7 protein-coding genes and 1 pseudogene are annotated in these 11671 nt (G+C 64.9%); 2 read left to right on the top strand and 6 right to left on the bottom strand.

The window, feature by feature from the left end:
- Window positions 1-276: 276 nt before the first annotated feature.
- From U1703_RS15905 to U1703_RS15890, 4 genes are all read right to left on the bottom strand, one after another.
- Window positions 277-786, bottom strand: a complete 510-nt coding sequence (locus U1703_RS15905; RefSeq protein WP_332786476.1) for a hypothetical protein — start codon at window positions 784-786, stop codon at window positions 277-279.
- A 69-nt stretch (window positions 787-855) separates the two neighbouring features.
- The gene (locus U1703_RS15900; protein ID WP_309703272.1) at window positions 856-2055 is read right to left on the bottom strand and encodes a glycerophosphodiester phosphodiesterase family protein; all 1200 of its coding nucleotides are present in this window, start codon (window positions 2053-2055) and stop codon (window positions 856-858) included.
- A gap of 10 nt (window positions 2056-2065) precedes the next feature.
- Window positions 2066-3235, bottom strand: coding sequence for a hypothetical protein (locus U1703_RS15895; RefSeq protein WP_309703274.1), 1170 nt, complete (start codon window positions 3233-3235; stop codon window positions 2066-2068).
- Window positions 3229-5964 carry a TonB-dependent receptor gene (locus U1703_RS15890; RefSeq protein ID WP_332786475.1) on the bottom strand — a complete coding sequence of 912 codons (2736 nt, stop codon included), beginning with the start codon at window positions 5962-5964 and terminating at the stop codon, window positions 3229-3231. The genes U1703_RS15895 and U1703_RS15890 overlap by 7 nt, the downstream gene beginning before the upstream one ends.
- A 66-nt stretch (window positions 5965-6030) precedes the next feature.
- Here U1703_RS15890 and U1703_RS15885 point away from each other — a divergent pair.
- Window positions 6031-6789, top strand: a pseudogene (locus U1703_RS15885) (ROK family protein); the annotation flags it as partial.
- A gap of 187 nt (window positions 6790-6976) precedes the next feature.
- Here U1703_RS15885 and U1703_RS15880 read toward each other — a convergent pair.
- A complete protein-coding gene (locus tag U1703_RS15880; protein ID WP_309737051.1) occupies window positions 6977-8389 on the bottom strand; it encodes an MFS transporter in 1413 nt (470 codons plus the stop codon).
- Between the two features lie 474 nt (window positions 8390-8863).
- On the opposite strand from U1703_RS15880, the gene U1703_RS15875 reads away from it, so the two are divergent.
- Window positions 8864-9376, top strand: coding sequence for a helix-turn-helix domain-containing protein (locus tag U1703_RS15875; protein ID WP_332786474.1), 513 nt, complete (start codon window positions 8864-8866; stop codon window positions 9374-9376).
- Between the two features lie 23 nt (window positions 9377-9399).
- Here U1703_RS15875 and U1703_RS15870 read toward each other — a convergent pair whose 3' ends face one another.
- Window positions 9400-11391, bottom strand: a complete 1992-nt coding sequence (locus U1703_RS15870) for a site-specific integrase (protein ID WP_332786473.1) — start codon at window positions 11389-11391, stop codon at window positions 9400-9402.
- Window positions 11392-11671: the final 280 nt, after the last annotated feature.

The following is an 11671-nucleotide window of genomic DNA, read 5'->3' as shown; positions in this document are numbered from 1 at the left end:
CGTCGTACGCTTCTCAGACCCGGCACTTGCTGCTGGGCTACGCATTTGGCAGTCCCAGTTCTCCATCTCTCGGGACAGTTTCAGGAAAGAGTGGTCGGGAATAGATTGTGGCAAAACTGCCGCCTATAGGCCCAGGAAAGACCGTTGCGCTCGTCCCGTCGCGCTAGCGGTTCCCAACGAGAACGGCTTACATGGGGACATCCCCTAAGAGAAGCATAGCTATGCGGAGGTGGCGATCCTGCCGACCGGCGATGGGTGAAACTTGTCCTTTGGAAATCACCTGTTCATCGTCAGTGCGCGCGCCCCGCCTCCGATCCGGGACACTTCCATGGGCACACGCAATGGAAGCGTCAGCAACGTGTCGTTGTCGCCCGGCTGGTCGACCACCAGAGGCCCAGTCAGGATATAGCCCTGTTCACTGAGATAGCGTTCTAGCGTGCCGTTGAATGGCGATGGCCCCTGGCTTTGGTCGCCCAGCGCCAGGATGAGCTTGCAGGATCGATCGCATTCGATCCGCCCCTCCCGGATCATCGGGAAGCGGGCAGTTACGAGCGTGACGAGGTGCTGCCCATCATCGGCCGGAATCGCCGCCGCCGCGATCGGCGCGGTTGGCCTGGGGGCGGTGACAGCCGGCGGCGTCGATGTCGCGCCGCCGCCGACCACCTGGACGCGGCCTGTATCGCGTGGCGACGCAGGACCGTGTGACCGCATGACGAGCAACGACACGGTGATGACGATGGTCAGCACCGTGATACATGCCATTCCCGCCCCGGCTGCAAAGCGCATATCATCCGATCCCCTGGGATGCCGTGACCAGGGATGGGCGCATCCGATGATGGCCCACCCCCGGCGGATTCAGTTGCTGATGACCGACGTGTTGCGGCGATTCTTGCCACGCAGGTTGGAAATGGCAGTGATCGGGTCGTCGGTGATGATGTAGGAGAAGCTTCCGCTCACCACATCCGTCAGCCAGTTCAGGTCCGGCCGGTTGTCGGCGGTTTCCTGGCCCCAGCCATGCTGGGATTTCCACAGCCAGTATTTCGGCTCGGTGCAGCAATGGCCGTCGAGCGCGAAATAGGTATTGTTGCGCGTTTCGGGCACGGGCTGGTACGCGCCCAAGATCTTGGTGGTCCGCTGCGTCGTGCGCAGGCCGTAATAGCGGTTGACGATGTTATCCAGCGGATAGCTCAATGAATTATCATACTGCTTCATCCGCACTTCGGTCGCATAGACATAGCCCTTGTCGTAATAGGCCTGCCAATTCGACAGCGCGTTGGACGGGCCGCCGCTCGCATCGATGAAGTCGGCGCCGAACACGGGGATCAGCCGGAACCGACCGCCTTCGGTCGACGGATCGAAAATTCCCTTCTGCTCGAATTCGGCGGGCGTCTTGCCGATCGAGCTGACCGGCATCTTGAAATAGACCCAGCGTTCCGCCGGCGTGCCCCAGGCGTTCTTGTAACCCTTGACGATCTCCCACGCCGCCTTGGCGACGGCGACGTCCTTCACGTCGAACAACAGGATCATCGAGATCTTCTGGTCGCGGACGGCGCTGAGGATATCGTGCAGGCGCGTGAAGCGGCTGTCGGTATAGCCCGACAGGCTGGGCTTGCGCAGGGCGAGCTTATAGGTTTCGCCCGGAAACTGATCGACATTGGGGTTATAGCCGCGCCCCGTATATGGATCATATTCGGTGGCGCCGCTGACCGCGCTATAGGCGTTGGTCGTGCGGCCGAGATTGCTGTCATGCATGACCGCCACATTGCCGTGACGGTCGAAACGCAGGTCGATCTCGGAACATTCGATGCCCTGCGTCGCGGCGGCCTGGATCGCCGCGACCGAATTCTCGGGCACGTCGCGCAGCCAGTCCTGATGCGAGTTGGTGCCGACCGCCGTGCCGTGCAGGCCCCGATGGGCGCACACCATCGTCATGTCGGTGCGCGCGGTCTTCATCAGATTGCCGATCTTGTCCGTGTTGTAATTCGCGGCATGTGCGGTCGAAACCGCCAGGCAGGCCAATGCCAGGCCGATGATGCTGGACAGGCGAAATCCCATGGATCGTTCCTCAGTGAAGGGTTCGTGGATCGGTACGCGGTACTAATCGAATGTCGGGGTCCGTATCGGCGACGAAGACCGAAGGCGGCGGCGCGGGCGCGATGGCGGGGGACAGCAGGGCGCCCGTATCGGGATCGTAGCGGAACACCTCTGTCACGGGCCCGGTGACGACGGTCAGGACTCCGCGCAGGTCGTCCGTCACCGCGATCCGGGTCGCCGGTTCATCGCCGCAGACGACCTGCGCCCCGGCGTCGAAACCGGCGCCGCCATCGGGCTTTATGAGACAGGACCGACCGCCGGGCCGGGCAATCTCCAGCCACCCTCGCGCGGTGATCCGGTGGCTGTAGAGGCCACGTCCGTCGGGCGCGATCGAGGTGAAGGTATCGCCGCGGCCAAAGCGACGCTCGGGCGTACCCAAGCCCTTCACGCCGACGATATTCTCGGTCAGCAGTCCATCCGGGCCGATATAGTAATGGCCGATCTGCGTGCCCGTATCATCGGGCCAGCGCAGATGCATATGGACATGCGGCGGCGCATCGACATGACCATGCGGGGCATTGGTGTCGAAACCCATGATCTGGATGCGGCCCAGCCCCTCCCGCTCGGCCTCCTCGCCCAGGCCCAGGCGGCGCACGACTTCGCGCTGGGCAAATTCGAGCACGTTCGCCGTGCGGCGTTGCCGATCGGGAAATGGGCCGGTCGCATAGGCACCGGCGCGGCGCGCCGGGTCGGCATGTTCGAAGCGCAGCACCATTCCCGGCTCGACGATATGCGTCGCGACCTCGGCGGCGGTGATCGCATCGGTCGCGACCGGCGGCAACTGCACCACCACGCCGTGCGGCCCCGACCGGAACGGCACGTCCCCGCCCGACAGGAGCACGCGCCGCACCGCCAGGCGCGGCCCGTCGAACGCCAGTTCCAGCGATCGCCGCCTCGGCACGTGCAGGGCGACCACGGTCTCGCGCGGATTGTCCGCATTGAACAGCGGCGTGGTCACGGGCGCGCAGGCCGGACAGGATTCCGGCTGGAACCGTGCGACCGGACGGTCCGGCGAACCGTGCTTCACGAACTTGAGCACGATCTGCACCGCATCGCCCCCCTCCTGCGGGGGCGCAGCCCAAGCCGGGACGGCAGACAGAAAGGCGGCGCAGAGCAGGGCCTGGGCTGCCCGGCTTACCATTTCGGCTTCCACGACAGGCCCAGCCAGAAGGTGCGCCCGACCGGGAAATAATAGTTCACATAATCGCGCCGCACGCCCTGGCGGACGATAAACGGCTCTTTGGTCAGGTTCTGCACCTGCCCGACCAGCTCGACGCCCTCGCGCAGCGTCACGCGCGCCTGCATGTCCAGCTGCTGACGCGGTTCCTGATACAGGTCGCGGGTCGGCGTATCGCCATCGGCGGACTGCAGCGCACGGCCGATGCGATTATAGGATGCGCGAAGCTCGACCGGCCCGGCGACGTAGAAGACCGTCATGTTGGCGATATAGGCGGGTTGCTGGATCAGGCCGGTCGTGCGCCGCGTCCGGGGTAGGCCGGTCGCGATGCCCGCCGCGCTGACCGGCTGGTCGAACGATCCGTCGAGCAAGGTGATGTTAGCATTGACGCCCAGACCCGGGATCGCCGCGATCCGGTCGAGCGTATAGCTCGCCTCGATCCCCTTGACCCGTGCGCGCGCCGCATTGCGCGGCGTGCTGATGAACACGGTCTGGTAGGTGACGCCGGCGAAGCTCGTCGGGCTGCCCGCCTGGGACGAGGTGAAGATCTCGTTGCGGATGTCCTTGGCGAACCCGGCGAGCGACACCATGCCCGCGCCCCCCAGATACCATTCGTAGGACAGGTCGTAATTCCACGCCTCGCGCGGCTTCAGCGCCGGATTGCCGGTGTTGATGGTCAGCGTGCCGTCTGTCCCGACGCCGAAGGTCGTGCGCGCCGCATATTGGCTATAGTCGGGGCGGCCGATCGTCTTCGACACGCCCGCGCGCAGCCGCATTCCGTCGCCCAGATCATAGGTGGCGAGCGCCGAGGGCAACCAGAAGCCATAGCCGGTCGTCCGCCGCTGCGGCGTATAGGTCGTGGCGTTGACCAGCTGGTTGGTGTCGATGACCAGGTCGGTGCGGTCGTAGCGGACGCCCGCGCGCAGGTCGAACCGCTCGGTGCGGTAAAGGCCCTGAAGATAGGCCGCCTTGACCCGTTCGATATCGTTGAAGTCGTCGGCGACATTGTTCGCAACCTGGTTGGTCGCGATGAAGGCGCTGCGGTTCGCGGCGAAGCGCGCCCAGGCGGCAGCGCGGTTGAGCAGCAGATAGGGGACGCCCGGCGTCTCATAGGTCGCCGGACGCTCCGGATAGAGGAGGCCCGCCAGCGTGCCGACCGCCGCCTGCCCAGCCACGGTACCGGGGACATATTCCAGATAGGTCTGGTCATAGCCGACATCGGTGCGCGTCGTGGCGACACCGACGTTCAGGCCCGCACCACGATCGTCCGCGCCACTGTTATAGCCGAGATTGGCGGTTGCATATTGGACCGTCGAATCCAGATCGCGGTGGATGTCGCGATAATAGAGGTTCTTGTACGAATTCGGGTCGGCCGCCGCGACGGGGTCGTTGAAGGTCAGGCGCGGACGCCCGTCGACCAACGTGTAGCTGTACCCGAAAGCGTTCGCGAACCCGTTCGATGCCGCGCCGGCACGCGGGGCGACATCATATTTGATCATCTCGCGATGTTCCCGGTACAGCGCCTTGGACCGGGCGATCGTCGCGTCGAGCACCCAGCCGCTGCCGAAATCATGCCGCCCCTTCATGTCGACGAGCCAGGTGTCGCGGTTGACCGGCTGGAAGGTCAGCCCCTGCTGCGTATCGCCCTGGGCGAAGCGGCCGCTGGTCAGGGTCGTCCCGATCGGCGCGCCGGTCGGCTGGGTCAGCGCCTCGTAGCGCGTCTCGGTGTCGGTATCGTGATAATAGCCACCGAACAGCGACACGGCTGTCGCATCGTCGGGTCGCCATTCGAGCTTCAGATTGCCCGACAGGCGGGTGCGCATATTCTCGAAGAAATAATCCTGGTTGCGCACGGGCACGAGATTGCCGTTCGACAGGCCGGGAAAGGCTGTCCGCGCGCCCGCCGCCGTGAAATAGCTCCACCCCGCACCGTTGCTGTCGCCCGGCAGTTCGGCGCGCGCCGTCGACGGCAGCCGCTGATATTCGACCGACGCGACCACACCGAACTGGTCGCCCGATCCGAACACGCGCGACGCCGTGGCATCGGTTCGGATCGAGGCGCCCCCGCCGCGCACCAGCTTGCCCGTGGTGTCGTTGTAGCCGCCATTGGCGTTGACCACGAAGAAGCTGTGCCCCTGCTGGTCGAAGGCGCTTTTCGACACGATGTTGATCTGCCCACCCAGCGCATGGGGGTCATATTGCGCCGACACACTCTTGATCGCCTCGATCCGCGACACGAGCGAGGCGGGCAGCATGTCTAGGCGTGCGCCACGATAGACCCAGTCGGGTGAAGCGAGCGGAATGCCGTCGATCGTCACCAGATTGTAGCGCGGGTCGAGCCCGCGGATCGTCGCACGCTGATAGATGTCGCGGTTCTTGGTCGGGTCCGCGCCGCCGACCACCGAGACGCCGGTGATGCGGCGGCTCGCCTCGACGATATTGAGGTCGGGCAGCCGGCCGACATCGTCCTGCGACACGGCGTCGAGGATGACGGCGGCGTTCTTCTTGGCCTTCGTGGCGGATCGTTGCGACGCGCGGAAGCCCGTCACGACGATCTCGCCGCCCGCTTCGCCGGACGCCTTGGCGGTCGACGACCCGGTCGAAGGATCCGTCGCTTGCGCCAGCGCGGGCGACACCCCCGCCAGCATCGTTCCCGCCAGCCACAGATCGGCCCATCGCTTCGTGATTCGCATGATCGTCTTCCCCTTTGGTCTCTTTATATATCATGATGTATGATATTATTTTGACAGTCGTGCGCTATGCAGCGCCGATCGAGCCGGGTAGACGCCGGTGGCGTGGGGAAGGTGATGACGAACCGTCGATTATCCGCGCGTGCGCGCAGCGTGCTGAGCATGATCCGCCGCCATGGCCAGGTGTCGCGGGCGGTGCTGATCCGCGAGAGCGGCCTGTCGGGCACCGCGATCTTTCGTGCGACGGAGGAACTGGAGGCCTCCGGTCTGGTCCGCTCGGGCGAGTCGGTCATTGCGGGGCGCGGCCAGCCGAGCACCACGATCCATATCGAACCCGATGCGGCGTTCAGCCTGGGCCTGTCGGTGATGACCGACCGGGCGGACGTCGTCCTGATCGACATGGCGGGAACGGTGCGCGCCCGGCGCGAGGTGACATGCCCCGACATGTCGCGGTCCGCCATCATCGCGGAGGTCCTGCGCTTCAGCGACGATGTCTTCGCGGCGTCAGGCCTGGACCGGCGGCGCCTGCAGGGGCTGGGGGTCGCGGTGGCGGGCTATTTCGTCGATCCGGGCACGGTCAATCCCGGCTTCGAACTGGAGGATTGGGCGCTTGTCGATCTGGGCGATGCGATCGCGCGCGACCTGGCGATGCCGGTCGTGGTCGAGAATATCGCCAATGCCGCGGCACTTGGCGAACGCCTGTTGGGGACGGGCGCGCGGTTCGAGAGCTTTTGCTACATCAACGTCGCGGCCGGGTTCGGCGCGGGCATCGTGGTCGACGGCGCGTTGATGCGCGGACGCCACGGCAATGCGGGCGAGATCGGCGGCCTGTTCCTGTCCAGCGGACGCGTCACCCCCAATCTCGCGACGCTGCGCGATTGCCTGGCCGAACATGGCGTTCATTGTGACGGCATCTCCGACATGATCGCCCGCTTCGATCCAGAATGGCCTGGCGTCGAGGCATGGCTGGCGACGCATCAGCCGTCTTTTTCCTATCTGTTCGGCGCGCTGCGCTTCACGCTGGATTGCGAAGCGCTGATCCTGGGCGGCCGCCTGCCGCGTGCGCTCGCCCGGCGGATCGTCGATGCGATCGACTGGCCCGAAAACCACTGGCCGATCCGGCGCGGGCGACGGGCACCGGCCACCGCGACGATGGTGGCGCATCTGGAGCCGGAACTGTCCGGCCCGCTGGGCGCCGCGGCCCTGGTCTTTCACCGCACGCTGTTCGACTGACGCGAAAGACGGGGATGGCCGCCACGCACAGCAGCGCGACGATACCCGCCGCCGCCGCCATCAGCATCAGGGGCGCAGACCGGGGATCGGCCATCGTCACGCGGTAGGGCGATGCCGAGAGTATCTCGCCGAGCAGCAACATGGCCCCCGCCTGCCCCAGTTTCGAGACGCAGGTGAACAGACCCGCATGACCCGTCGCCTTTGCCGTGGCGGCATGGGCCATCATCGCCGACCAGAGGATCAGCCACAGGCCGCTCATCCCCGCGCCGAAGCCGAGCCCCGCCATCGCCCCGGCCATGGCGGGTGGCGCGACCAGCAACGCGGCGGCGGCAAGCAGGAGCAGCGCGGCGGCGCCCGACAGGACGCTCGCTGGCCCGAGACGCCGGTGACACAGGGCCCAGATCGGCGGACTGACGATGCCCCCGATCGCGCCCCCGATCAGCAGACCGCCGCCGGCCCCGGCATAGGCGGCATAATAGGGTTCAAGGGCGCGAAAGCTAGTGCCCAGGATCATCATCAACACCAATATCGCCAGAAGGATGGGTATGGCGATGCGCGTATCGCGTTCGAGCACGGGGTCGGCAGGCGCGCGATGATCGTCCTCCGGCCCGCCGCACAGCGACCAGGCCGTGCCGCACACGAAAAGTGCCAGGCACCCGGCCCATGACAGCCACGCGGCCAGGGTCTGCCCATGGATCATCAGCGGCGCCGCGATCGTCGCGACGCTCAGACCGGCCAGCCCAGATGCGACATTACGCCGCGCCAGCAATTCGCAGCGTGCGTCCGTTCCCGGTACGAGCAGGGCAACCATCGCGTTCTGCGGGACGTCGACAAAGGGATAGCAGGCCCGAAACGGCAGCAGCATCACCATCGCCCAACCCAGCCTGTGTCCGGGCGCCAGCAGCGGGGTGGCGCAGAATGCCAGGAAGAACAAACAAGCAACCGGCGCGGCCAGCGCCTGCCGACGGGTCGCGGCGCCCACCGTCGTCACCGTCCGGCTCCAACAGGCCCCGAGCGCGGCGTCGATCAGACCGTTGAGCATCAGCGACCCCGCCATGATCGCGCCCATCGCCCGCGTATCCAATGCGCAGATCTCGGTCAGGAAAAAGCCGAAGAGCAGTGTGCTGGCATGCCAGAGGTGGCTCTTGGCGAAGTGCGCCAGCAAATAGCGCACCGTCGCGCGTCGGCTGAGCACCCCCCTTGAGACTGACCGATCCCGCACGCGATCCACCCGAAGCCCCGGGCCAAAGAGCGCCCATCCGCTATCCTGGCGGAAATTTATGCCCCTTTTATGTACCGCGTCGATATTGGGTCACGCGAAACGGAATAGTCCGCGCTCAGCCGGAACCGCACTGGCAAATACATTCCCCGCTTCCCCATTTTTCGACTTTCAGAGAGCGGCTGGTTTCTCAAAACATCGTCCTTTTCGGGACACTCGCGAATGGCCGGACTCCGTCGAACCCGCCGTACGGCGAGGCTGCTGCGAATAGCGGATTTGTCCCAAGGGCTGTCGAATTCTGAGTTGTCGGCGACCGACCAGACTGCAAAATTCGGCGACGTTGTTGCGAGCGGCGGCTCTTGCCGAAACTCGCCATCCATGTCTCGCAAACCAGCCGGTCAGCTCTGCGCCCTAACAGCCGTCGTTCAGGCCCGCCCGGGGCGATCCCAAATGCTGTCCTTCGTTCAGCCGCACGGTACCCAGCGCGTCGTAACCGACCTGTTCTATCGGCAGAAGGGCGTCGTGTTACGCACGCCGTCGCTGGCCGAACGGGCGACCGATGTACCGCTGCTCGCCAGATTGTTCCTGCGGCGGGCGGCCGAAGGTCGGGCCAACTTCTTGCCGGACGCGCTGAATTGGTTGGCGGGCCGGGGAAGGCCCGGCAACGTCCGCAAATTGCGCGCCGCCGTCGAATGCGCCCCAGCGCTGGCGATCCTGGGCGCGGCGGGCACCATCGTCACGGCCGCCGACCTCGCCTTCGCGGTCGGCGACGCTCCGTTACCGGTAGGGAGCGTCGCCACCATCGCCCCCCAAAGTCTTGAAGAGGAAATCGCCGCTCTGGAACGCCGCCGCATCGTCGAGGCGCTTCAGCGGACCGGGCACAACCACACCCATACGACGCGCGAACTGGGTCTGTCGCGCGTCGGCCTGCTCAAGAAGATGGACCGGATGGGGCTGCGCTGATCTCCGTGCTGTAACCGCGCTGGTCAGCCTCGCGTCCTCCGGCCCGCCGACTGACGCGTCGGGCGCGCACAGCGCAGATGCTTAGGAAGAAGATTAATGGTTTCAGGCGACGGCAGATGGCCGGTGACGATGGGCAGGCGGTCCACGACATCCGCCAAGATCTCCAGCCGCGTCGCTCCCGCATAGCGAACGGCATTTTCGCCACCAATCTGCTGCCCGAGGAGGTCGGCCCGCGTCTCTTCGAAGGTCTGCAACGCCTTCAGCTCGGTGCTGACCATGTGTCGGCCGCTATGCACCGCCTGGCCCGGCTTGATGAGCGACAGCAACGGCTTGATCTTCAGCCAGATGGTGTTGAAGAACACATCGCCCAACGGTCGGCCGCCCTTGCCGGGCACGATTTCCGGAAAGAGATATTCTTCGCCCGCCGCCCGCATCGCGGCAACGTAGTCCAGCAGGCCGAGCCGGCGAAGTTCCGCGCAGATGGGAACCTTTCGAGTGCTCTTGGCCGTTTTGACCCGTCCGGCGCGGGTGTTGCGGATATCGAAATACGGGACGCCATCTTCCTCGCCGATGTCCTCGACGAGCAGCTTGCATGCTTCCTCACGCCGCATACCCGAGTACCAGACAATCGGCATGATCCAATAAGCCGCATCATGCCAAATCCGGCCGTCACTTCCCTTCGTGAACCGGCCGTCCAGCGTTGGGCTGCCGGTCCAGATTCCGAGTGCGAACAGCTCTTGCCCCTGCTGGATGGTGTAGGGATCACGCTCCGTCCGTTCGTCGCGCTCCTCTTCCACGAGAATGTAGTCGGAGAAATCAAGCACCCGCATTTTTGTCTTGCTGGCAAGCCATGTGGACAGCTTTTTCAGGTTGGCGAAGTGCCTGTTGATCGTACCGACATCCAATCCGATCGTGAAATTAATGGCTTCTGCGTGCTTCTCCGCCTCCTCCACCCGGTCGGCAGCCTCGAGGCAGATGTCTTCGATCTTCATCGGCTCGTGCCGCACCGACTTGTGATGCGTGGAAGGCATGCGGTTGAGCTGGTCGTAGAACCGGTTGAGATCCTCCTGCCTTGTTTGCGCCAAGGGCTTGCCGCCATTCGACTTGCCGAACAAGAAGGCCGCCGCCTTAAACTGACGCCGCTGACTGTCGGCCCAAGTCTTCGCCTGTGACTTAGGCTTGTTAGCGGCCGCTTTGGTCACGGTGGCGCGCCCTCGGGCCTTTGGCTTGAGGCTCATATACGCCTCAACTACCTCCAACGGGGTCATGCGCGCGTAGCGCTGCCTTTCCGCTTTCTCGTCCTCCCCATCCTCCTCATCCCATTGCTCGGGATTGGCCGAGACATTCGCCGCCGTCTGCGCGGACATGGGGGCTGGCGTCGGGGCTACGCTTTGTGCAGGCGAAGGAGCCGCCGCGCCGAGGGGTCGCATAATGGTCGCCGCGACGGCCATTCGATTGGCCATGTCCTGCAACGCCGGATCGGCGTACGACGCCGCGGCCGCCGCTCGCGCCTGACACATGATCTGACGGGCGGCCTCACTCCGGTCGCCGGATTCGTCGATACCCACGCGGCGCAATAAGTCTCGCGCTTCCTTCAGCAGATGCTCGGGCAATTCGGGGGTTCGGCCGAGCATCGCATAGAGATGCCCGCGTGCGTCGTCGTCCAAGTCGGCAAAGCGGCTGTCGAAGCCGCCAACATAATCGATTCCCAGAAAATCAGTGAAGCCATTGTCGGCAAAATCGCGGTTCACCGCGCCATAGATGGCCCGCATCTGCGCGAAGCGTTCCGCGACATGGCCTTCGCCGTCCTGCTGGATCGACTGGTGCTGATAGGCCAGCATATTCCGGTAGCGGATCATCTCCTCCTGAAATATGGCACTGGCTTGGTCGGCGGTAAGGCCGTCTCGCTCAATCTTCTCGTACAGGCTCATCCGCACCGTCTCGCTCTGCCCGGTCATCGCGACCGCGCGTCGACGCGCGACCGGCTGGTCCTTCGTTAGAAGGCTGACCATCATCACTACGGTTATAGGTTTTGCGCTCGCTGGCGCCAAACGCAGTCTTCGCCGCCACCAATAGACCGCACTGCGGCGGGTGACGTTCTCGATCGCTGGCATCAGGGACTGGCTCCATCGACTGGCGTCAGTTGACGCCACTGCGATGGTTGAATCCCTGCCAAGTTACCGAAAACCGCAGTTTTCCGTCCCCTTAGCTGGGGCAATCAGTGCTTGGCTGGGGCGGCAGGATTCGAACCTGCGTATGACGGTACCAAAAGAGTTTGGACCACGCTCTAGACAC

The sequence above is a fragment of the Sphingomonas flavida genome (assembly GCF_036663655.1).
Lineage (GTDB): Bacteria > Pseudomonadota > Alphaproteobacteria > Sphingomonadales > Sphingomonadaceae > Sphingomonas.
The sequence above is the reverse complement of the archived record's forward strand: the minus strand, read 5'-3'. Positions and strand labels throughout refer to the sequence as shown.